20 protein-coding genes are annotated in these 21,923 nt (G+C 37.7%); 14 read left to right on the forward strand and 6 right to left on the reverse strand.

What is annotated here, in order from left to right; translation table 11 throughout:
* The 5 genes from ABJQ32_15735 to ABJQ32_15755 all read left to right on the forward strand — a co-directional run bounded on the left by ABJQ32_15735 (position 1) and on the right by ABJQ32_15755 (position 5,570).
* Positions 1 to 465, forward strand: coding sequence for a regulatory protein RecX (locus ABJQ32_15735; protein ID MEP5291104.1), 465 nt, complete (start codon positions 1 to 3; stop codon positions 463 to 465).
* An 82-nt stretch (positions 466 to 547) separates the two neighbouring features.
* A complete protein-coding gene (locus tag ABJQ32_15740; GenBank protein ID MEP5291105.1) occupies positions 548 to 1,057 on the forward strand; it encodes a hypothetical protein in 510 nt (169 codons plus the stop codon).
* A gap of 4 nt (positions 1,058 to 1,061) precedes the next feature.
* On the forward strand, positions 1,062 to 2,084 hold the full coding sequence (locus ABJQ32_15745) for a hypothetical protein (GenBank protein MEP5291106.1): 1,023 nt from the start codon (positions 1,062 to 1,064) through the stop codon (positions 2,082 to 2,084).
* The gene (locus ABJQ32_15750) at positions 2,081 to 2,698 is read left to right on the forward strand and encodes a LysE family transporter (protein MEP5291107.1); all 618 of its coding nucleotides are present in this window, start codon (positions 2,081 to 2,083) and stop codon (positions 2,696 to 2,698) included. Before ABJQ32_15745 ends, ABJQ32_15750 begins: the two co-directional genes overlap by 4 nt.
* A gap of 115 nt (positions 2,699 to 2,813) precedes the next feature.
* Positions 2,814 to 5,570: a prolyl oligopeptidase family serine peptidase gene (locus ABJQ32_15755; GenBank protein MEP5291108.1), complete on the forward strand. Its 2,757-nt coding sequence runs from the start codon at positions 2,814 to 2,816 to the stop codon at positions 5,568 to 5,570.
* A 67-nt stretch (positions 5,571 to 5,637) separates the two neighbouring features.
* On the opposite strand, the gene ABJQ32_15760 is transcribed toward ABJQ32_15755, so the two are convergent.
* Both ABJQ32_15760 and ABJQ32_15765 read right to left on the reverse strand, forming a co-directional pair.
* Positions 5,638 to 6,297: a DUF5668 domain-containing protein gene (locus tag ABJQ32_15760; GenBank protein ID MEP5291109.1), complete on the reverse strand. Its 660-nt coding sequence runs from the start codon at positions 6,295 to 6,297 to the stop codon at positions 5,638 to 5,640.
* Between the two features lie 54 nt (positions 6,298 to 6,351).
* The gene (locus ABJQ32_15765) at positions 6,352 to 6,939 is read right to left on the reverse strand and encodes a hypothetical protein (GenBank protein MEP5291110.1); all 588 of its coding nucleotides are present in this window, start codon (positions 6,937 to 6,939) and stop codon (positions 6,352 to 6,354) included.
* Between the two features lie 216 nt (positions 6,940 to 7,155).
* Between ABJQ32_15765 and ABJQ32_15770 the strand changes: the two genes are divergently transcribed.
* A complete protein-coding gene (locus ABJQ32_15770; protein ID MEP5291111.1) occupies positions 7,156 to 7,530 on the forward strand; it encodes an Hsp20/alpha crystallin family protein in 375 nt (124 codons plus the stop codon).
* 63 nt (positions 7,531 to 7,593) lie between these two features.
* Here the strand turns inward: ABJQ32_15770 and ABJQ32_15775 are convergent, their stop codons facing one another.
* Together ABJQ32_15775 and ABJQ32_15780 are read right to left on the reverse strand one after the other, a co-directional pair.
* Positions 7,594 to 10,227, reverse strand: coding sequence for an ABC transporter permease (locus ABJQ32_15775; GenBank protein MEP5291112.1), 2,634 nt, complete (start codon positions 10,225 to 10,227; stop codon positions 7,594 to 7,596).
* Positions 10,220 to 10,552 (reverse strand): PadR family transcriptional regulator, encoded by a 333-nt coding sequence (locus ABJQ32_15780; GenBank protein ID MEP5291113.1) that lies wholly within the window; start codon positions 10,550 to 10,552, stop codon positions 10,220 to 10,222. Before ABJQ32_15780 ends, ABJQ32_15775 begins: the two co-directional genes overlap by 8 nt.
* Before the next feature lie 147 nt (positions 10,553 to 10,699).
* On the opposite strand from ABJQ32_15780, the gene ABJQ32_15785 reads away from it, so the two are divergent.
* Positions 10,700 to 11,296, forward strand: coding sequence for a class I SAM-dependent methyltransferase (locus ABJQ32_15785; GenBank protein MEP5291114.1), 597 nt, complete (start codon positions 10,700 to 10,702; stop codon positions 11,294 to 11,296).
* Here the strand turns inward: ABJQ32_15785 and gdhA are convergent.
* Entirely contained in the window at positions 11,293 to 12,642 is a 1,350-nt protein-coding gene (gdhA, locus tag ABJQ32_15790) for an NADP-specific glutamate dehydrogenase (protein ID MEP5291115.1), read from the reverse strand. The two genes, ABJQ32_15785 and gdhA, sit on opposite strands and share 4 nt — an antisense overlap.
* A gap of 181 nt (positions 12,643 to 12,823) precedes the next feature.
* Here gdhA and ABJQ32_15795 point away from each other — a divergent pair, with 181 nt between their 5' ends.
* Complete coding sequence (locus ABJQ32_15795) at positions 12,824 to 12,997, forward strand: hypothetical protein (protein ID MEP5291116.1); 174 nt, start codon at positions 12,824 to 12,826, stop codon at positions 12,995 to 12,997.
* Here ABJQ32_15795 and ABJQ32_15800 read toward each other — a convergent pair.
* Entirely contained in the window at positions 12,994 to 14,916 is a 1,923-nt protein-coding gene (locus tag ABJQ32_15800) for a hypothetical protein (protein ID MEP5291117.1), read from the reverse strand. The two genes, ABJQ32_15795 and ABJQ32_15800, sit on opposite strands and share 4 nt — an antisense overlap.
* Before the next feature lie 247 nt (positions 14,917 to 15,163).
* Here ABJQ32_15800 and ABJQ32_15805 point away from each other — a divergent pair, with 247 nt between their 5' ends.
* From ABJQ32_15805 to rodA, 6 genes are all read left to right on the forward strand, one after another.
* Entirely contained in the window at positions 15,164 to 16,411 is a 1,248-nt protein-coding gene (locus tag ABJQ32_15805; protein MEP5291118.1) for a TAXI family TRAP transporter solute-binding subunit, read from the forward strand.
* Positions 16,412 to 16,499: 88 nt separating this feature from the next.
* Positions 16,500 to 17,531, forward strand: coding sequence for a rod shape-determining protein (locus ABJQ32_15810; protein ID MEP5291119.1), 1,032 nt, complete (start codon positions 16,500 to 16,502; stop codon positions 17,529 to 17,531).
* Positions 17,532 to 17,538: 7 nt separating this feature from the next.
* Positions 17,539 to 18,339, forward strand: coding sequence for a rod shape-determining protein MreC (gene mreC, locus ABJQ32_15815; GenBank protein ID MEP5291120.1), 801 nt, complete (start codon positions 17,539 to 17,541; stop codon positions 18,337 to 18,339).
* Complete coding sequence (locus tag ABJQ32_15820; GenBank protein MEP5291121.1) at positions 18,336 to 18,851, forward strand: hypothetical protein; 516 nt, start codon at positions 18,336 to 18,338, stop codon at positions 18,849 to 18,851. Before mreC ends, ABJQ32_15820 begins: the two co-directional genes overlap by 4 nt.
* On the forward strand, positions 18,848 to 20,671 hold the full coding sequence (locus tag ABJQ32_15825) for a penicillin-binding transpeptidase domain-containing protein (GenBank protein MEP5291122.1): 1,824 nt from the start codon (positions 18,848 to 18,850) through the stop codon (positions 20,669 to 20,671). Before ABJQ32_15820 ends, ABJQ32_15825 begins: the two co-directional genes overlap by 4 nt.
* A complete protein-coding gene (gene rodA, locus ABJQ32_15830) occupies positions 20,640 to 21,908 on the forward strand; it encodes a rod shape-determining protein RodA (GenBank protein MEP5291123.1) in 1,269 nt (422 codons plus the stop codon). Before ABJQ32_15825 ends, rodA begins: the two co-directional genes overlap by 32 nt.
* Positions 21,909 to 21,923: the final 15 nt, after the last annotated feature.

Genomic DNA, 21,923 nt, shown 5'->3' on the forward strand with positions numbered 1-21,923 from the left:
ATGGCCCACAAGCTTGGCATCAAAGAGGCAAAGCAAAGAGCCGGAAGGTTTTGCGCTTTTCGAGAGCGATCTCCCAATGAAATTTTTGAAAAAATTCAAAGTTGGGGGATCTCAGAAGAAGATGCTTCAAAACTGGTTGTGGAATTGTCGAAAGAAGGATTTGTAGACGAGCAGCGATTTGCGAATGCCTTCTGCAACGATAAGTTTGAGTTCAACTCATGGGGAAAGCAAAAAATCAAAGCCCATATCTATTCTCACAAACTATCACAAACGGCTGTTCAGAGTGCCTTGGATAGAATTGATTTTGTAAAATATGAAAGTAGACTTTTTGATCTGGTGAAAAAAAAGTGGGAAAAGCTGGAGAATGAGGAGACCATTAAGCGAAAGCAAAAAGTTGTTGCTTACATGGCTAACAAAGGCTTTGAACAGGATCTAATTTGGAAAGCTATTAATGCATTACAATAAGGTCTGTTCGATTACTTTTTCCTGACTTTATAAATCTGTCGCTAGAAAAATCCGTATGTTTATTTTTGCTTAAATTTTATTTATGCTTCAATCATCAGCTAAAGACCTTTTACTTCAATTAAATCAAATCATTCAATCATGCAAAGATGAAGACTTTGCAAGGCCATTGGATGAATTAAGTGGGTCTACATTTGGCCAGCACGTAAGACATACACTGGAGTTTTTCATTTGCTTATTTGATGCAAGAAATGATAGCAAAGTAAATTATGATCAACGTAAGCATGATACACTTATAGAGACTGATAGAAAACTGGCCAGAAGCGTAATAGATTCGATCATAGACTTTTTGGATAAAAATCCAAGAGATTTTGAATTGACATTTGAAGCTAACTACACTGAAATTGAGGGCGATGACCAGGTGATGGGGAGTAGTTTTTATCGTGAGCTTGCTTACAACATTGAGCATGCCATTCATCATATGGCTCTGCTAAAAGTAGCCGTTAGACAATCTCTCAGCTACATTATCCTCCCAGAACACTTTGGTGTAGCAAGTTCTACTGTTCGCTATAGAGCTAGTTCAAAAGCCAATTGATCCCTTGAGAAAATTTTTGATTCGAATTAAGAATTGGGAATACTGGCCATTCTCTGTTCTCTATTTTCCGGTCTTCTTTTATTATGGATGGCTTGCATTAAAGCATCGCTCCTTCTTTTTCTTTACAGCATCCAATCCTCATATTGATTTTGGCGGAATGTTTGGGGAGAAGAAGTCTGACATATTCGAACTTATTCCTAAGAATTTCATACCAAAAACTAAACTCATTCAAAAAAGAGATGTTGATCGAGCGTCTTTAACTGCAGAGGAAATAGGATTCCCCATTATCGCAAAGCCTGATATCGGGGAACGAGGTATATGGGTTAAAAAGATTGAAAACCAGTTGGAACTTCAAGACTACACAAAAAAATGCCCGGTTAACTTTCTTCTTCAAGAAATGGTGCTCTTTCCCATAGAATTAGGAGTGTTTTATGTCAAGTTTCCTGATGAAGGAGGTAGAGTCACATCTATTGTTCGGAAAGATTTTCTGAAGATTACCGGGGATGGTGAATCAACGGTTTTGGAATTACTGGAAAAAAACCAACGGGCTATCATGACGGCTGATTTTGAAAGTGACTACCTAGAACTCATAGGATTAGTAGTTCCAGATGCCGAACAAGAAGTACTTATTGAACCTATCGGAAATCATTGTAGGGGGACAAAATTTTTAGATGACAACCAGGAAATAGACAATTTATTGAATCAAGCTTTCAATAAGCTGGCCGATCAAATTCCCGAATTCTATTTTGGAAGGTTTGATATTAAGTGTCAATCGTATGAAGATTTAAAGCAGTTAAAAAACTTTAAGATCTTAGAACTTAATGGGGCTGGAGCAGAACCAGGACACATTTACCAACCAGGATATTCTTTAATAAGAGCGTATAAGGACATCTTTTGGCATCTAAGTGTTTTGTCGGATATTAGCTCCGAAAATCACAAAAAAGGACATTCCTACTGGAGCTTTATGGAAGGCTATAGAAAGTGGAAATCTCATCAAAAGTATAATCGACTGCTGACCAATCAATGATTTTACAGACGTTAATAGTTGCATTCGTAGTAAGCTACATTGGCTCCATCCCTCCAGGGACAATCAATGTTTCGGTAATGCAGTTAGCAATTTTAAATAAGAGAAGAGCAGCGATCTTCTTTGCATTCGCAGCTTCAGCAGTTGAATTTATATACGCTGGAGTGACTGTCCAATTTCACATCTTTTTGAACAACAATGAAGTCATAGCAGATTATTTCAGGATTATAACTTCAGTGGCATTAATTATACTCGGACTGTCCAATATTTTTTCGAGATCTACTTCCTCCTCTGTGAAAGTGAGCACAAAAGTGACAGGAAGGCATGGCTTTCTAAGAGGTCTTCTATTAGGCTTTCTCAACCCCATGACCATCCCATTTTGGCTGGCAATTACTACCTACTTGGAGAATGATGATTGGATTAATGTAGATCAGGGCTATGGGTTTTGGATGTATCTGGTAGGTCTCTCCACGGGTACATTTTGTTTGTTGTTAACCGTAAATGCTCTCGGAAAGAGATTTACTAAAATTGCTGATAACCAATTTATTGTCCACAAAGTCCCTGGGTTTTTGCTGTTAGGGCTAGGTGTATACTTCTTACTGAAGTTGGTTTTGTGAAAGTATTATCCAACCGTCTATAAATTTTCAATAGATCAGCTAAAGATTTTTCATTAGTATTAAAATTCAATTAGCGAACTCCAAGAGATTCTGTCTTGAGTCAAAAAATACTAACATGAAGAAACTCACTCTACTTTTTACTTTAGCTCCGCTTCTTATATCAGCACAATCCAAAAAAGAATTGGACCATGATGCTTACAACATCTGGAGAAATACGAATAGGGAATTGGTAAGTAATGATGGAAATCATATCGTCTACACATTGGAGCCAAACGGATATGGAAACGAATCTTTGATGTTACATCAATTTAATGGGAATCTGATTCTAGAACATGACCGGTCTTACAACCCATCCTTTACAAATAACTCTGAATACCTCATATTCAAAATTTCGCCTGATTTTGATGAGCTGAGGGATTTAAAGAGGAGGAAGACTAAGGAGAAAGATCTACCAAAAGATACTTTGGCTGTCTATTCCTTAGCTTCAAAAAATATCGAGAAAATCTCTGGGTTAAAATCTTTTAAGGTTCCTAAAAAATGGGATGATTATATCGTGTACCTCTATGAACCTGAAGCAGATACAGCTAAAAAGAAGGAAAAGAAACGAAGTAAGAAAAATGGATATGATCTGGTTATAAAGAATTTGAAAGATAAGTCGGAACATGCTTTTTCATACGTGTTGGATTATACCATTGGGGAAGAAGGTGCATCGCTTACATTGACTACTACTGGAAACGATAGTACGGTATTACCTGGAGTTTACGTCTTTGATTTTGATAACAAATCTTTCAATCCAATTTTTAGATCAAAAGGAGAATATTCACAACTAGTGTGGGATAAGAAAGGAACCCAGCTTTCATTTATCTCTGATACAGATACCACAAAAACATTAAAAAGAAATTTTCATTTACACTACTACAAGACGGAATGGGATAGTAGTAAGACAGTAGCTAACAACGAAACATTAGACAATCTAATCGTCAATAACGATTTCAAATCTTACTTCTCTGAATCAGGTAAGCGATTGTTCTTTGAGGTCAAAGAATTTCCAATACTCCAGGATACATCTTTGCTCGATGATGAGATAGTGAATGTAGAAGTGTGGAATTATAAAGATCAGAGACTTTTTACCCAGCAGGAAAATCAAAAGAAGAACGATCTTAAGTTTGGCTACCTAAGCTATTACGATGTTGAAAAAGATAGACCGATTCAACTTGGAGGAGAAGACTACTCCAGAGTGACAGTAAGTGATGAAGGTGATGGTACGGCAGCCTTAGCCTTAAGCGACTATGACTATCGCCAATTACGAACATGGGAAGGGTATACATTAAACGATTTATATAAAATCGATCTCTCAACAGGGAATAAAACAAAGATTGAAGAAGGCATTCGAGGCTTTGTATCCCTTTCACCCAAAGGGGAATATGCTTATTGGTATAATAACAGTGATTCAGCATGGTTTACATACTCATTTAAAGAGGATAAAACTCGACAAATCACGACGAATGAGAGCGTTCCTTTTTTCAATGAAATTCATGATACACCGTCTGATCCAAGGCCTTATGGCGCAATGAGCTGGACCGAGAATGATGATCGAATATTGCTTTACGATCGATATGATATTTGGGAGGTAGATCCAAGCAAGAAAGCTGCACCTAAGCGTATTACCCCGAATGGAAGAGGAGAAAAATTGACTTATCGATATGTTCGATTAGATAGCGAAGAAAGGTTTATCAAGAAGAATCAGCAACTTTTGTTGTCAGGGTTCTATGAAACAGATAAGAGTGAAGCTCTTTTTTCCTATGTATATGGTAAGAATAATCCCAAGAAACTTATTTCAGGAGATTACCAATACGGGTCATTTGAAAAAGCGAGGGACAGCAAAAACCTTATTTTCACGAAAGAGAACTTTCAGACGTTCCCGGATTTATTAGCTACTGATATCTCGTTTAGAGATATTAAAAAAATCAGCGATATCAACCCTCAGCAAAAAGACTATAAATGGGGAACCATTGAGTTAATCTATTGGAATTCGCTGGACGGTCAAAAAATGGAAGGAATGTTAGTAAAACCAGAAGGTTTTGATCCGACTAAGAAATACCCAATGATTGTTAATTTCTATGAAAAGAGTTCGAACGGACTAAATAGACATAGAGATCCATTTCCTGGAAGATCGACGATTACTTATAGTTTTTATGCCTCTAGAGGTTATCTGATTTTCAACCCAAATGTTAATTACAAGACTGGATATCCAGGAGAAGATGCATTTAACTGCGTTATTCCAGGAGTGACATCACTAATAGAAAAAGGATTTGTAGATGAAGAAAATATAGGAGTACAGGGGCATAGCTGGGGAGGTTATCAAATTGCTCATTTGATCAATGAGACTAATATTTTTAAGTGTGCAGAGTCTGGTGCTCCGGTTGTTAATATGATTTCTGCCTATGGAGGAATACGGTGGGGTTCTGGTTTGAGTAGAATGTTTCAGTATGAGCGAACGCAGAGTAGAATTGGAGGAACTCTTTGGGAGTACCCACTTAGGTATATCGAAAACTCGCCAATTTTTTATGTCGATAAAGTTAAAACGCCTGTATTGATTATGCATAATGATGAGGACGGTGCTGTGCCTTGGTATCAGGGAATTGAATACTTTGGCGCCCTACGTCGGTTGGGGAAACCAGCCTGGATGTTAAATTATAGAGGAGAGCCACATTGGCCAGTGAAAGTCCAGAATCGAATTGATTTTAATATTCGTTTAGCTCAGTTCTTTGACTACTATCTCAAAGGTCAGTCAATGCCTAAATGGATGCGGGATGGAGTTCCTGCTACCGAATTAGGAATCAATCAAGGATATGAACTAATCAAAGACTGATAATCTAAGATAATTTTTTATGAGTTTAACCAAACATGAGATCAGCTAAAATCTCATGTTTTTCTTGTTAGCTTTTTATATCCCCTCCACCAAATAGAACTAACCCCTTTATGTGGACAGTTGCTACTGGTGTTTCGCTGATTTTTTGACGTGAATCACTAAATCCACCAAATACAGCAGTTGCATTCATGTTTATTTTCCAATCTTCAGGGACTTGTATTTCTACTCCGCCAAACATGCAAAAAACTTCAATTACGGCACCATCTACTGCTTTCGAACCTCTTAAATCAATCTCCGAACCACCAAAAATATTAGTGACTTTTCCTCCTTGTAAAGCCTCAGAAACATATTTCTTTTCAGTTCCTCCAAAAACAGCAATGTCATCAAAATAATTGTCTAAGTTCTCCGAAATGTTTTTAGGGCGTGATCTTCTTCTGAGAATAATGAAAAAGCCTACGATAATTAAGATGACAGGCCAAAATGTTCGAATACTTATGATTCTGAAATAGTGTAAATAAAAAATCGTGGCTAACCCAAAGAAAATAACAGCAGCTCTACTATTCCCTGAAAGTAAGTTTACCACCCCTATGGCTACAAAAATAGCTGGCCAGGAAAATAGGTAATAGGGGAGGTCAATATCGAATCCTAGATTGTCTAACAGGAAAATGCAGCCTATTGAGACAAATATAAAACCAATAATGGCACGTTTAGGACTTGAAGAAGCCATGATACTTTCTTTAAAATGGGACAAAAGCTCACGGGAAATTAAGTCTTTTTTGCATCAATTAAACCATCCAAAAAGTAAGGAAAGACCAAAGGTAGGGCCGTCAAAATCTGAGGTGTCGAAATAGATGTTGTCAACACCAATCGTTTTTTGATAACCAACTCCGGCATTGATCTTAAACCAATAGGCAATGTTTGCTTCCCCGAATATTTGTGGATTGAAAATAAAAACGTCATCATCGTTTACTTCCCCATTAGTTGCCAGGGATTTGGTAGTTATGCTGCCCCAACCAAGCTTAGTCTCTACTCCAAAATGGAGCAAGTCGTCAGGCTTTATGTTATATCCTAGCCAAAATCCTCCATGACCAAAACTAGATGAGTAACCTGTTCCATCAATTTCAGATTCTTTGTTTCCTGTTAATCCCAGACCGTAACCTCCAATAAAGAAGGTGTTGTCAAAAAGAACAGCACCACCTCCACCAGTAAGTGTTGATAGATCACCATCTATTGGAGTAAATGAAAATAGTACTCCACCAAATCCGGAAATTTCTTCGGGATCATTTCCAATAAGCGTCTTTGGACGATTATTTTGGCTAAAAGAGGTTCCTGCGGTGACAATAAGAAGAATAAATAAAGTCCTTTTCATGATTCTATGTGTTTTTGAGTTTTGAAATTATGTGGTCAAATCATTTCAAGGACATAAAAAAAGATGGAATGTTTCCTTATAGCGATGGTCTGTGGAATTTTAATGACAGACAAAATGACATTTAGATGAAAACTAATCAGCCATTGTGGCTCGTTTATTAACTATGTGTATTTTGGAATAAGATTTGAACAATGTTGAATTATTAATAGAGACGAAATGAGAGTAGACAGAGGTGCAACAAAAAAAATTGCTCAAATAGCAAATATTGTAAACTCGATAAACGGAGGAGCAATTTTTCCAACATTTAAAACGGTTACTGAAAAAGATCACTACCGACTGGAAGTAAGTATCCCTTCAATTGAGCCAGATGACATCAAGGTTGAAGTGAATGGAAGTGACTTGATTGTTTTTCAAAATATACAAGTCAATGGATACACACTTCCCAATGTGTTGGGTTCGGTCAAGATTGCCTCAGATGTTGAGTTGGAAAATATATCTGCTGAATTTGAAGGTGAGCTTTTAATTGTCATCATGCCTTTTAGCGAAATGTCAGGAGGATTTCAAAAAGAAATAGATATCCAAAGGCATTAAAACCCTTCCATGAATTTATCAAAATCCAAGGAAGAGCAATCCAATTTGATTCAATGATCTAGCCTATTCGTCATGTAATGTGTCTGCTGGGTTTAATCGTGCTGTTTTGAATGTATGAAATGCAACCGTAACCACCGCAATAAGAATGATGGTAATAGCTGGAATAGCAAAAACCATGACACCCAATGATATTCTGTTGTCAAAACTATCTAGCCAATTTTGGAGAAGCCACCAACTTATAGGAGCGGCAATTAGAATAGAAATTGCTACTAGTTTCACAAAATCCCCGGTCAATAATACTAGCAGCTGCTGCATAGAGGCGCCTAGCACTTTTCTTACGCCAACTTCTTTCGATCGGAGACTCGTTATAAAAGAGGCCAATCCAAACAATCCAAGGCATGCTACAAGAATGGCAAGAACAGCAAAAAGACCGAATATTGATCCAAACTTCACCTCTGATTCATATTGTTCATTGTAATAATCATCCAGAAAGAAGAAATCAAAAATTTTGTTTCCGAAAGCCGCCTCCCAATCTGCCTGTATTTGATCTACTGATTCCCTCATGTTCTCAGTATTGATATTTACAGAATAGTAACCATTTGGGGTTTCCATGTATCGAAAGATCATGGCATCATATGCTTGCTTAGGAGATTCATGACGATAGTTTTTTACAACTCCAACTATATTGAACGTATCACCCCAGAAAAATATCTTTTTGTTCAGTGCTTCTTCAATTTCTCGAAAGCCGAGTTTTGCGACAGCCTCCTCATTAAAGAGTACATTTTCATGCTCCGCTCCGAAACTCTGATCGAACTTACGACCCGCAATTACTTCCAGTCCGTAAAAATCCATGAATTGATCATCAGCTCCTAACACACGATACTGATTGCTTTCAGCATCTGTTTGCGTAATTAGCCGAATACCTCCGGCGTTCCAATCGGCTGATCTGCCGGGAACAGCTGTAGATCTGGTCTGTCCTTTAATTGATGAATTGTTACTTAATCTGTTCTTGAAAATAGGATCCTTAATATTGCGCACAGAATCGCTCCTAAAATTTGGAGACCTGATTATCATATTTTGATCAATATTTACCCCAAGGTCTTGTGCCTGCAAGTAATCCATTTGCTTATAAACAGCGAAAGTGCCTGTGATTAATACAACAGAGGCTAAAAACTGAAATGTTACCAGGCTTTTTCTAAGGATGTTGCCACTAGAACTTGCTGCAAAACGACCCTTCAACACAGCAATGGGTTTAAAATTAGAAAGCACAAATGCTGGATAGAATCCTGACAAAAGGATACCCAAAAAGAATATGGCAGTTAAGCCAATCCAGAAAAACGGAGCATCAGGCCAGGAATAGGCACTACTATTTCCTACAAAGTTGTTAAATGCAGGAAAAACTAAGAAAACAATAAGCGCAGCAAGAGAGAATGCGATAAGGTTAATAAAAAAAGATTCAAACATGAATTGCCCAATGAGATGAGATCTATAGCTGCCCATAACTTTTCTAATGCCTACTTCTTTAGCTCTGCTTAGTGACCGAGCGGTGGTCAGGTTTATGTAGTTGATCCAAGCGATAAACAACACAAACATCCCTATGATGAGCAGAAAATATGTTGTCGTTTCGTCACCAGTGGGTTTAATCTCAGCGCGGTAATTGGAAATGAGGTGAATCTTTGTCAAAGGCTGAAGCACAAACTCTATCCCTGCATTAAACTGTTCCATTTCTTCCCCTACCTTCTCTTGAATCATTTGATCAAACTTGGAAGAAAACTCCTCAGGATCTGTCCCATCTTGTAGCACAACATAGTTCAAGAACCCATCCCAATTCCATTCAGTTCTGGCTTCCTCACTTGACAATGCTATGTAGGTATCAAAGGAGTACAGGAGATCGAAGTTCATGTGAGAACGTTTAGGAAAATCCTTGTAAACACCAGTAACTAAAAAATCTCTATGATCGTTTTGTAAAATCGTTTTACCAACGGGGTTTTCATCACCGAATATTTTTTTCGCTAAAGACTCACTTAAAACCACTTTGTAAAGCCCTTTAAGAACCAAACTATCTACTCCCTGTATAAGTGGAATGGAGAATACTTGAAAGAAGTTTTCTCTTGCATAATATGGAGATTCCAATTCGAAATACTTGTTTTCATAAGAAATACCCACACCGCTACCATGTAAATTGACAAAATCGACCACCTCTGGAAAATTCTCGTGAAGATGATATCCAGCTCCTGCAGCTCCTGCAGCCCATTGAGTTGTCAATTCTCCAGCATTATATCTATTGGTTTGAACACGATAGATGTTCTCTTTATTCTCATGAAAATCATCGTACGTAAGCTCATGATACACATATTGTAATATCATAAAGCCAGCCGCCATACCGATTGCTAAACCGAAAATGTTGATGGAAGCATAAAATTTATTTTTGGTGAGATTTCGGATTGTTGCAGTGAAATAGTTCTTAAACATCGCTTCAAAATTTGAGTATTTCTTTCTTTTTTTAAATCGGGATCTGAGAAATCCTAAGGACTGGAAGAGGTAGATCCATTTTGCTATTCTCTTTCCCTTTAAAGATTGGTTTTCGTAGTATCGTTCTTCCAGGTCGCCTTGGATACTTTCCAACAGATAGGGTTCGCAAAATCGCTCAAGGAATTTGTTAGCTTTCTGTACTATCCAAGGGTCTTTTCTATGCATTTCCTAATGCTACTTTTGGTATGGAGTCCCACATGTTATTTCTCATTTTCCTCATTTTAGTGATAGTAGCTTCACCGGATGAGGTCAAAGTGAAGAGGCGTTTTCTCCTGCCACCACGTTCTGGTGTAGCACCTCCATACCTAGCGCTAATGAACCCTTTATCCTCAAGTCTCCCAAGTACGGAGTGTACGGTGCTTATCGTGATTGATCGATTGCACCGTTCTTTAATTTCATTTTGAATGGCAATGCCGTATGCTTCGTCATATAGAATGCCAACAGAAAGCATAATAAGTTCTTCTAACTCTCCAAGATTTGTTCCTTTCACAACAACTTTACTTTAGTATTTATAATAGGTTATAACATTTCTTTCGATTTTGTCGAAAACGAATATAATAACAAGAAGTTTCAATTTCCAGTAATTACTTTCGATTTTGTCGAATTCGATTATACAGATGCGTTGTAAATTGCTTTCATGACTCTTCGTGAAATAAATAATCACTTTGGAGATATGGATCTTTTCTTAATGGATTTGATCTTAAAGGGATATATAAAAGAAGATGGTAAAGTGTTGGATGTTGGATGCGGTGAAGGAAGAAATGGTCTCTACTTTATTCAGCAAGGGTATGAATACCACGGATGGGATACTGACAGTTCAAAACTTAAGCTCCTCAAATACCTATCAAAAAGCATTGACGGAGCTAAGGCAGACTTTAGGATTCAGGACTTGAAATCCTCAAAAGGAGAACAGTCCTTTGATTTTATTATTTGTAGTCGTGTGCTTCATTTTGCTAAGTCGGAAACTGATTTTAGGCAGATGTGGCAAAACATCCTTTCTCTTCTAAAACCGAATGGAATTCTATATGTGAGTATGGATTCTATTGTCGACTCAACTCAAGGAAAAAAACTTAACAATGGACTAGTTGAGTTTCCAGACTCCAAGGTTCGTTTTGTACTTACTAATGATATTTATAAAGAAATAAAAAAAGGGTTCGAAGAAATCGAACCCTTAAGAACGTTAGTGCACCACAATGAGCGAACACAAAGCTTTTTTATTTTTAGGAAAACTTAAACGCAACCTTGTGCGAGCATAGCATCTGCTACTTTCACAAACCCTGCGATGTTTGCTCCTTTTACATAGTCAACGAATTCTTTGTCAACCTTTCCATGATTTACGCAATTCTCGTGAATGTCCTTCATAATTCCTTTAAGCTTTTCATCCACTTCTTCTCGTGTCCAGGAAAGTCTTAAAGAGTTTTGTGACATTTCTAACCCAGATGTAGCAACTCCTCCTGCATTAGAAGCTTTACCTGGGCTAAACATCATTTTATGTTCTCTGAATAGCTCAATAGCATCTGCGGTACACGGCATGTTTGCGCCCTCGAAAACGCCAAGACAACCATTCTTTTGAAGTGATTTAGCATCTTCTACCTGAAGCTCATTTTGAGTAGCACAAGGGTATGCCAAGTCACATTCTATATCCCATGGAGTCTTTCCTTCATGATATTCAGCATTGAACTTATCTGCGTATTCTTTAATTCTTCCACGCTTCACATTTTTGAGTTCTTTTACAAAAGCCAGTTTCTCCTCATTTATGCCTTCTTTATCATATATAGTACCTCCTGAATCCGACATACTCACAACTTTAGCACCATTTTGCAAAAGCTTTTCAACAGTGAATTGAGCAACATTACCAGAACCAGAGACGATCACTGTTTTATTTTCCAGGCTATCATTTCGAAAATTTAATACCTCTTTGCTGAAATATACGCACCCATAACCTGTTGCTTCTGGCCGAATCAAGGAACCGCCATATTCCAATCCTTTGCCAGTAAGTACTCCTGTAAACTCGCCCTGAACTCGTTTGTATTGTCCGAACATATAACCGATTTCTCTACCTCCAACACCGATATCTCCTGCAGGTACATCTGTGAACTGTCCGATGTATTTGCTCAACTCTGTCATGAAACTTTGACAAAATCGCATTACTTCATTGTCACTTTTCCCTTTTGGGTCGAAATCAGAACCACCTTTTCCACCGCCCATAGGAAGTGTTGTTAGGCTATTCTTAAATGTTTGCTCGAATGCTAAAAACTTGAGAATACTAAGATTAACTGATGGATGAAAGCGCAGACCTCCTTTGTAAGGTCCGATAGCGGAATTCATTTGCACACGATATCCACGATTGATGTTGACCTCTCCCTTATCATTCAGCCAAGGAACTCTGAACATGAAAACTCTTTCAGGCTCACACATGGTTTCCAGAATATTGGAGTCCTTGTACTTAGGCTTATCGGCAATAAACGGAATGATCGTCTCGGCGACTTCCTCTACAGCTTGTAAAAATTCTGATTCGTTTGGGTTTTTTTTCGCAATGTGATCTACAAATTGCGAAATATCGTTGGAGTGACTCGACATGTACTTAGTTGTTTTAATGAGTTGAATTTAGGGGTTTTTCGGGTATTCTACTTTGGAAGAATCGTAGAATATTACGAAAGGTTAATATTAGGATACAATGCTTTAATCGAAATACAATATTAGGCTAAAACCTGACTAACAAGTGTCACGTAAATTAGTTCGTATATAAACCACGCATGTTATGAATTATTTAAGACTGGAAACGGAAATTATCTCTTCTGTTCAAAATTTAAATGGTCATCAGAAAAATGATGTTTTAGATTATATCAAAAACATTAAACCTACGAGTCACAATACAAGACTCTACAGAAGAAAGGCCATGAAAGAAATAAGAGAGGCATTAAGAGGATTTTAATCCTCAGAAAGAACGATTACCATATCGTTTTCTGCTAGTGTAAACTCTTCAGATTTCTTAGGATTCAATACTACTCCGTATTGTTCGTCAGCATTCCTTGCTTTACCAATTACTCGGTATCCAATGGCAACCTCATTTTTTCTAGCTGCTGATTCAAGTATCGTATAGAAGTTCATCGACATTCCTACCTGTACATATTCTTTAGCAGGTTTGATGTATATCTCAGATCCATCAGCATCAAACAAGTCTTCAAATACTCGCATTAAGTCTTTATTTTCTGAAACCTGACTCATGAGAAGACTAATTAGCTTGTCACTCACAATGAAATCGTCCGCACTGGTAATATCAGCTAATTGTCTGTTTCTGATATCAAGCATTTCACTCACTATTTTGTACTTGCTACCTTTTATTTCGGTGAAATTCCTTAAATGCAGCAAAGTGATCAGGGTCTGTGCATCAGCCTCTTGGATGGGGAAATAGTTTTGATAACATAACAGTATGATATAGTCATATTGTTCAAGCTGCATAGAGTCAAGTGTTTCTCTACCTGTTGTATCTTGTACTTCAAAGTCGATGGTAATATTTTGAACAGTATTTTTAAGTCTCTCTACTGTTTTTTCTGCATCCTTAAATTTGGAAACAATTCGAACTTCTGATCCATGAGGTACATAATTATCCAATTCTCTAATAATATATCTTGCTCGATTATTCCAGCCAACGATTAAAAGCTTTTCAGCATCCTGAGGTTCAGGTTCTGTATAAACTATCTTACTTTCATGTGGATCGATATCCTTTGCCGCATTGGGCAATAGCGTATCATCATCTTCTGTGATACCTATTACTTTATCTCCTTTATTGAATTGAGTATCCATAGGAGGGTTAATTGCTACATGACCATCTGCAAACTGAATACCCATGATGGCCGAGTCTTCATAAGCAAAAAGAACATCTCGGAAATTTTTGCCTTCTAAGGATGGAGCCGATTCGAAATAAATTTCATCTCCGTCGAAATCCATTAAGTCTTGATAAACCACACTCAAACCAGACTGTCTACTTGTCTGTACCATGATCTTGGAAATAATCTCATCTGAGAGAATAAGCTCCACCTCATCTTTACCGACCATCTTCGCCACATCAAAGTTTTTCTTATCCTCCATCTCAGCAGTAACGTGGTAGGGACGTTTTTCAGAAGAACCTCTTAATAGTTCTCTTTTAGGATCGGTAACAATCGCAACAATTGTTTTGATGATTTGACTATCAGAGTTTTCGTTTTCTTTATCCAGGATGATGATAGACTTGGTCTCAAAGGGATTTGCAATTTTTAAATCGTGAACATCAATAGGGTTTCCTGTTCGACATATTACTTGTGTGGTTCCGGTATTTCCCACCTTATCCCTGATTTCATCTTCCATCAAAACTTTATCCATATCAGCGAGAATCACAATAACACCTCGTTTTTGGTTTTCGTTAGCTTCGACTATCTCAGGAATGATTGTAAAGATCTTTGATGACCATCCAAGAATAAGAACGTGATCACTTTCAATGACAAATGAACGGCCCTTTCTGAGTATTTCTAGTTTTGTAAGGATACCGTTCGAAACAAGACCAATCAGTGTGGAAATAATAACCAGACCGATAACCGTAGTAAGTAACATGAATAGACGAAAAGGCCAGTTTTCGTCATGATTACCAAGCACTCCAGGATCCAATGCATGTGTAAGATTTACCCAAAAGGACTCAAAAATGTTAAAATTGGATTCATGATCTGGATGAAGCCCTAATAACAAAAGAGATGCACCAAAAAGGATAATTACTACCACAGTAATGACTCCTAGCCCTTTGATCATTGAGATAGTACCTTGAGAAACAAAACTGTCAAAGCGGTATTTAAGCCTGTCCTTAAAGGAAATATTTTTCATGTGTCTTTTCTGGTTATTTGCGGCTCCTCCTAATTATAAGTCTCTTCTGATTTGAAATCAATGATATCTACTTATTGAAGACTTGTTTTCATTCAAAAAAAATTGATTTTCAGCATCAGGCAGCAAAATTACTCCTAAAATAATGCAAAATAAATGACTGAATGTGAATAAGGTGTAAAATGCCAAGTGTCAATAGGGAGACACAAAAAAATTAGCACTATTTTTAATGATACCGTAATATGCTCATATGAAGAAATTAATTGCTCCTCTACTAGTAATTCTGTTCCTGGTTTCCTGTAACCCCACAACGCTTACATTTTCCTACATCTACAATGATGAGGGACCGAATAGGCAAATAGCGGAAAAGATGAAAGAGCTTCTGGAGAGTGAGTTTAATGTTGAAATAATGCTTATTGAAGGGCTTAATACAAATGCTAATCTCGATAGCTTAATATCAGATAGAGTGGATATTGCATTGGTTGAAAACTATGTGAAATACCGTGAAGGTTTGAATTCTGCTTTTTCTGTCTACTCTGAGGTGCTACATATTTTTTATAAAGATGGTATTGACGGGAGTTCCTTTGAGTCTTTGGTTCATGATAATCCCATCTATATCGGGAAGGAGGAATCTCCCACATATAATCTAATGATGGATTTGTTTGATTTTTATGCACTTGATACATCTAGAATTGTGGTGGCGCAGGAGATGGGACAGGCAAGTATAGTAGTGGAATTGACCAACCTCTACACGAAAAAGGAGTTGCAGAACTATCAAGGATTCCATCTTTTTTCCTTTGATAGAATGAATAATATGGGGAATGCTTCTATAGTAGATGGTATCTCCTTGAAGTATCCTCGGTTGGCACCTTTTGTTATTCCTCAAAAATCCTATTGGAATTTCACAGAAGAACCCGTGGTGACATTGTCAGTGGATTTAGTAATGATGGTTCGCGCCTCCATGCTTGACGTTTCCGTGAATGATTTTGCGAAAACGATGCTTAGGAACAGGCAAATATTTACTTCCATAGATCCATTATTGTTCGATGGATTACGTGAAGATTTTGATCAATCTAAACTCAACATTCCTTTACATGAAGGTGCGCGAATATTTCTAGATAGAGACGAACCGAGTTTTTTAGAGCGATATGCTGAACTTGGAGGCGTAATTCTTTCAATCATCATTGCACTGTGGAGTGCCATTGTTTCTTTGACCAAGTGGCAAGCTCAAAAGAAGAAGGACAAGATTGATGAATTTTATGAAGACCTTATGAATATAAAGAACGAGATCCCAGGTATTCAAAAAGTCACTGAAGGATTGACCAAGGTAAAAAGGGTTCAAACGGCTCAAAATAAAGCCTTTGAGATGCTGATAGAAGAAAAATTGGTAGCGAATGACAGTTTCCGAATTTACATGGAACTTTCAAAAGAAACCATCAATGAGCTACGTGGAAAAATGCGAGTTTTAAAGGCTAAGCAGGAGCGTGCAACTTCTTAAGCGTGAAACTTTTATCACTAATCTGCTATGCTTTAGCTTTTATGCAAAAACGAACCTAAATTCGTGCTCAAATTTCTGACAAGCATTCATGGGTCTTTTCGATTTTTTCCAGAGCGACATAGCTATTGATTTAGGTACTGCCAATACACTTATTATCAGCAAGGATAAGGTGGTTGTAGATGAACCTTCGATTATTGCAATTGACAAAAACACGAATAAAGTGCTTGCAATTGGTAGAGATGCCATGCAGATGCACGAAAAAACACACGAGAATATAAAGACTATTCGTCCATTGAAGGATGGTGTGATCGCGGATTTTCATGCTGCTGAGCATATGATTCGAGGTATGATCAAAATGATTGATAGAGGTAGAAAAAGCTTTATGCCTGCATCACATCGAATGATTATTTGTATTCCATCTGGAATCACGGAAGTCGAAAAGAGAGCGGTAAGAGATTCGGCAGAACATGCAGGGGCAAAAGAAGTCTACATGATTCATGAGCCAATTGCTGCTGCTATAGGAATAGGCATTGATATTGATCAACCGATAGGAAGCATGGTTGTGGATATTGGAGGAGGAACTACAGAAATTGCAGTAATAGCTTTGAGTGGAATCGTATGTGATCAGTCTATCAGAGTTGCTGGGGATTCTTTTAATAAGGATATCCTCGATTACATGCGGAGGCAGCATAACCTATTAATAGGTGAGCGAACTGCTGAAAAGGTAAAGATTCAAGTAGGCTCAGCCCTTACAGAATTGGATGAGGATGCACCAGAAGATTTTGAAATTAGAGGGAGGGATTTAATGACGGGTATTCCTAAAGTGATCAAGATTTCTTATTCAGAAATCGCATTTGCGATTGATAAATCAGTTTCTAAGATAGAGGAAGCAGTTCTTAAGGCGCTTGAAATATCACCTCCCGAACTTTCTGCAGATATTTATGATAATGGAATTTATCTCACAGGAGGTGGAGCCATGCTCCGCGGCTTGGATAAACGTCTCGCTATGAAAACGAAACTTCCTATTCACATTGCAGAAGATCCATTGAGAGCCGTTGTTAGAGGGACAGGAGAGGCTCTCAAGAACATAAATAAATTTAAAGCGGTATTAATGACCTAAATAGTTAATGCAAAGGCTTTTAGATTTCCTTTACCAACAACGTGAATTAGCTGTTTTTATAGGCCTGGAAATCCTGAGTGTATGGCTTTTGATTAACTTTAATAACAGGTATAATGCTTCCTTTCTTAATTCAAGTAATGAAGCAGCAGCATCTTTAACACGAACATCCAATAATATTGATAATTACTTCAATTTAACGGAAGTAAACGAGCAACTCATGTTGGAAAATGAGCACCTTCAGCAAGAGCTGAGAATGCTGCGAACCAAGAAAGATTCATTTTTAGATACAGTAGATCAGTATCAAGTTATTGGGGCTAGGGTAATTAACAATACGTTTGATAGGAGTGTAAATTTCGTAACCATTTCTGCTGGAAGGAAAGATAGTGTACAAGTAGGCATGGGTGTAATTTCAGCATTTGGCGTTGTTGGACAAGTTAAATCTGTTACCAACAATTTCGCGACTATTTATTCGCTTCTACACCCTAAGCTTCTAATATCCTCTAAGGTGAAAAGGACTGATACAAAATGTACTGTTCAATGGGATCAAGAAATATACGATAGAGCTAGTTTAAAATATATTCCTAGGCATATTCCGCTAAAAGAAGGAGATTCAATAGTTACTTCTGGGTTTAATTCTGTTTTTCCTGAAGACGTGCTGATAGGTTTGGTAGATGAGTTGTACTTGGAAGAACATATGACTTTTTACGAAGCTAAAATTAAGCTGGCCACAGATTTTACAAGTTTGAATCAGGTCTTTGTGATCAATGACTTGATGAAAGAAGAGAAAGACTCATTACTGCTAGAATGACACGTATAAGCGTAAGAGAACAAGTACTTAATGTAATTCTGCTTTTGCTAGCTCAGTTACCACTCGTCCATCGAATTACCCTATTCGACAAGGCTTTTGGTTTTTTTTATGTAGGTTTTCTCTTACTTCTTCCGAGGACCCTGAGCAGATCTTACTTGATGATCATTGGTTTTTTTTCCGGCTTATTAGTTGATGTTTTTACGAATACTCCTGGAATACATGCATCTGCATCTGTTCTTGTTCTTTTTCTTAGAAATTTTTGGTTGAACGTCATTTATCAGGAATCTCAAGAGTTGTTCAACCTGAATGTTTCGAGCCTCAAGAAATCTGGATTTTTATACTTTATTTTTCCTCTTGTGTTCATTCATCATTTAACCATTTTCATTGTTGAAAATGGAGGCCTTCATCTTTTTGGGATGGTTTTTACAAAAGTACTTTTCAGTAGTATCTTTAGTACAACAATTATTTTTGTTGTCAATTTTGTTATTTCATCTAATAATAGAAGGATATGAGTGGTAGAAGCTTGTTTATTAGAGGACTTATTCTCTTTACTGTAATCATTTTTGCATCTCGACTATTCTATATTCAGATTTTAGAGGAAGACTATAAAGTAGCGGCTGAAAACAATGTTGTTCAAAAAATAGTACAGTATCCTTTTAGAGGATTGGTGTATGACAGCAATGACAGCTTAGTCATCTATAATTCACCTGTTTATGACCTAATGGTCGTACCTAAAGAAGCGGAGATTCTTGATACGACTACTTTTTGTTCGTTGCTTGAAATAGAACGTGAAGATTTAATTAAGCGATTAAAAAAGGCTAAAAATTACTCATCCATATTAGCTTCAAAGTTTGTTGAACAGATATCTGATGATCTTTTTGCGAAGCTTCAAGATCAGCTTATAAACTATCCAGGCTTTTATGTTCTTCCAAGAACCGTGAGATCCTACAATACAAAATCTCTAGCCAATGTTGTGGGTTATGTTGGTGAAGTAAGTGGAAACTTTATCAATAGAGACACTTCAAATTATTATAAACCAGGAGACTACATTGGTATAGGAGGTATTGAAAAGGCTTATGAAGAGTACCTGCGAGGCAAGCGTGGTGCTACCTATAAAGTTGTAAACGTTCAGGGAATTATAAAAGATGACTATCGCGATGGCGAATATGACACGCTTCCTAAATCGGGAGAGAGTATTCATTTAACCATTGATTTGGAATTGCAGCAGTATGCTGAAGGACTGATGGAAGGAAAGGTCGGAAGTGTTGTTGCAATTGAACCTAGCACTGGGAGAATTCTTGCGTTAGTTTCAGCTCCATCTTATGACCCACAATTGCTAAGTGGAAAAAATCTAAGTAAGAATTTTCCTGAATTGAATCGTAATCAAGAAAAACCGCTTTTTAATAGACCATTGCAAGCTCGCTATCCTCCTGGCTCAATGTTTAAGACCATTCAAGGAATAATTGCGATGCACGAGGGTGTAGTAACAGCAGATGAGATTATAAAAACTGATGGAAGCAATATCGGTGACTTGGCACCTCCCGGGCCTTACAACATGGTCAAAGCAATTACTAAGTCATCCAATAACTATTTCTATCTTATAATGCGCCGTATGGTTCAGCAAGGACTAGATGAAAGTGCATATATTGATTCCAGGATTGGGCTTGAAAAATGGAGGGAATACGTCAAAGAGTTTGGCTTAGGTAGAAAACTGGGAGTTGATCTTCCAAATGAAATTTATGGGAATGTTCCAAGCCTTGAATGGTATGATAAGCAATATGGCGCTAAGCGCTGGAAGTATTCGAACATCGCATCACTTAGTATTGGTCAAGGGGAGCTTTTAGTAACGCCTCTTCAGATGGCCAACCTTGGGGCAATACTAGCGAACAGGGGATATTTCATTACACCACATGTAGTAGATAAAATTCAAGGGTGGCCAAATCCGAATATTAAAAAGGAGACACTTCCTTTTGATGCTGAGTTGTATGGCCCGATATTGAAAGGGATGGAACAAGTAATAATGGCAGGGTCTGGACGTAGAGGCTATTTAGATTCTCTTAAGTTAGCTGGAAAAACAAGTACGGTTCAAAACCCACATGGAGAAGATCATTCAGGTTTTATGGGTTTTGCACCTTTAGATAACCCAAAGATTTCTATTGCAGCATATGTAGAAAATGCTGGACAAGGAGGACGAGCAGCAGTATCGGTAGCGAGCTTGCTTGCGGAGAAATATGTACTCGGCGAGATCTCTCGCCAATGGTTAGAAGACTATATTTTAGAAGAAAGATATTTACCTGAGAATGCGCCCAGACCCACTATCGCAGAAAATTGACTGGACATCAGCCCTACTCTTCGGGTCGCTTGTTATTGCAGGCTGGTTGAATATCTATGCAGCAGAATATGATCCTGAAATCAATCAAAGTATTTTTGATTTCAGCACAAGCGCTGGTCGACAGTTTATATGGATTTTGACTTCTATTGTGATCGCTTTTGTCATTTTCTTTTTTGACTATAAGTTTTTTGATTCGTTCGCCTACATCATTTATGGAATATTTATGGCTCTATTGCTCTTCATACTGGTTGGAGGTAAAGAGGTAGCAGGGTCAAAGTCATGGGTTGGTATTGGAGCTTTTGGATTGCAACCTTCGGAGTTTGCCAAGTTTGCCACAGCCTTCGCATTGGCTAAATTTCTGGATCAACCCAATCGTAGGCTTACGGACTTAAATACTTTACTCATTGCATTTGCCATTATCATTTTGCCTATGGCAATGACAGTACTACAAGGAGATACGGGGACTGCCATGGTTTTCGCTGCATTAGTATTGCCAATGTTTAGGGAAGGGATGCCACCACTGTTCATAGTTATAGGATTTTCAATCTTAGCTATATTCCTGCTCACATTATTGGTGAGTCAGACAGTGATTTTAGCAGGAATCGCAATTATTACACTCTTAGCTTTAGGACTCAATGCGAGACGCCCAAAGAGATTGTTGTATATAGTCGCATCAACAATTATTGTAACCCTGGCAGTGCGAAGTGTGGATTTTATTTTAACGGATGTTCTGAAGCCACATCAGCAAAAAAGGGTGCTTTCGTTAATAAACCCCAATATAGATCCACTAGGTATTGGGTGGAATGTAACTCAATCAAAAATAGCGATAGGGTCAGGTGGTTTTGGAGGAAAAGGATTTTTAGAAGGTACTCAAACTAAGTTTGATTTTGTGCCTGAGCAAACTACCGATTTTATTTTTTGTACTATTGGTGAAGAGCATGGATGGATAGGAAGCATTATCATGCTTGGCTTATTTACGGGATTGCTATTGCGTTTGGTGTATTTAGCAGAGCGTCAAAAATCGACGTTTTCTAGAGTATTCGGTTTTAGCGTTGTGGGAATAATCTTTTTTCATTTTACGGTAAACATAGCGATGACCGTAGGGCTTTTTCCGGTGATTGGAATTCCCCTACCATTTTTTAGTTATGGAGGGTCATCCCTTTGGGCTTTCACAATTCTCCTTTTTAGCTTCTTAAAGCTAGACGCACATAGAATGCAGGTACTTCAAAGGTGGTAACCCTCTTTTTTGCAT

It is taken from the genome of Marinobacter alexandrii (assembly GCA_039984955.1).
Lineage (GTDB): Bacteria > Bacteroidota > Bacteroidia > Cytophagales > Cyclobacteriaceae > Ekhidna.

Excerpts from the sequence above, each read along its gene's own strand:
- ABJQ32_15735 (MEP5291104.1), top strand. The coding sequence starts at position 1 with ATGGCCCACAAGCTTGGCATCAAAGAGGCAAAGCAAAGAGCCGGAAGG.
- ABJQ32_15740 (MEP5291105.1), top strand. The coding sequence starts at position 548 with ATGCTTCAATCATCAGCTAAAGACCTTTTACTTCAATTAAATCAAATC.
- ABJQ32_15750 (MEP5291107.1), top strand. The coding sequence starts at position 2,081 with ATGATTTTACAGACGTTAATAGTTGCATTCGTAGTAAGCTACATTGGC.
- ABJQ32_15755 (MEP5291108.1), top strand. The coding sequence starts at position 2,814 with ATGAAGAAACTCACTCTACTTTTTACTTTAGCTCCGCTTCTTATATCA.
- ABJQ32_15760 (MEP5291109.1), bottom strand. The coding sequence starts at position 6,297 with ATGGCTTCTTCAAGTCCTAAACGTGCCATTATTGGTTTTATATTTGTC.
- ABJQ32_15765 (MEP5291110.1), bottom strand. The coding sequence starts at position 6,939 with ATGAAAAGGACTTTATTTATTCTTCTTATTGTCACCGCAGGAACCTCT.
- ABJQ32_15770 (MEP5291111.1), top strand. The coding sequence starts at position 7,156 with ATGAGAGTAGACAGAGGTGCAACAAAAAAAATTGCTCAAATAGCAAAT.
- ABJQ32_15775 (MEP5291112.1), bottom strand. The coding sequence starts at position 10,227 with ATGCATAGAAAAGACCCTTGGATAGTACAGAAAGCTAACAAATTCCTT.
- ABJQ32_15785 (MEP5291114.1), top strand. The coding sequence starts at position 10,700 with ATGACTCTTCGTGAAATAAATAATCACTTTGGAGATATGGATCTTTTC.
- gdhA (MEP5291115.1), bottom strand. The coding sequence starts at position 12,642 with ATGTCGAGTCACTCCAACGATATTTCGCAATTTGTAGATCACATTGCG.
- ABJQ32_15795 (MEP5291116.1), top strand. The coding sequence starts at position 12,824 with ATGAATTATTTAAGACTGGAAACGGAAATTATCTCTTCTGTTCAAAAT.
- ABJQ32_15800 (MEP5291117.1), bottom strand. The coding sequence starts at position 14,916 with ATGAAAAATATTTCCTTTAAGGACAGGCTTAAATACCGCTTTGACAGT.
- ABJQ32_15805 (MEP5291118.1), top strand. The coding sequence starts at position 15,164 with ATGAAGAAATTAATTGCTCCTCTACTAGTAATTCTGTTCCTGGTTTCC.
- ABJQ32_15810 (MEP5291119.1), top strand. The coding sequence starts at position 16,500 with ATGGGTCTTTTCGATTTTTTCCAGAGCGACATAGCTATTGATTTAGGT.
- mreC (MEP5291120.1), top strand. The coding sequence starts at position 17,539 with ATGCAAAGGCTTTTAGATTTCCTTTACCAACAACGTGAATTAGCTGTT.
- ABJQ32_15820 (MEP5291121.1), top strand. The coding sequence starts at position 18,336 with ATGACACGTATAAGCGTAAGAGAACAAGTACTTAATGTAATTCTGCTT.
- ABJQ32_15825 (MEP5291122.1), top strand. The coding sequence starts at position 18,848 with ATGAGTGGTAGAAGCTTGTTTATTAGAGGACTTATTCTCTTTACTGTA.
- rodA (MEP5291123.1), top strand. The coding sequence starts at position 20,640 with ATGCGCCCAGACCCACTATCGCAGAAAATTGACTGGACATCAGCCCTA.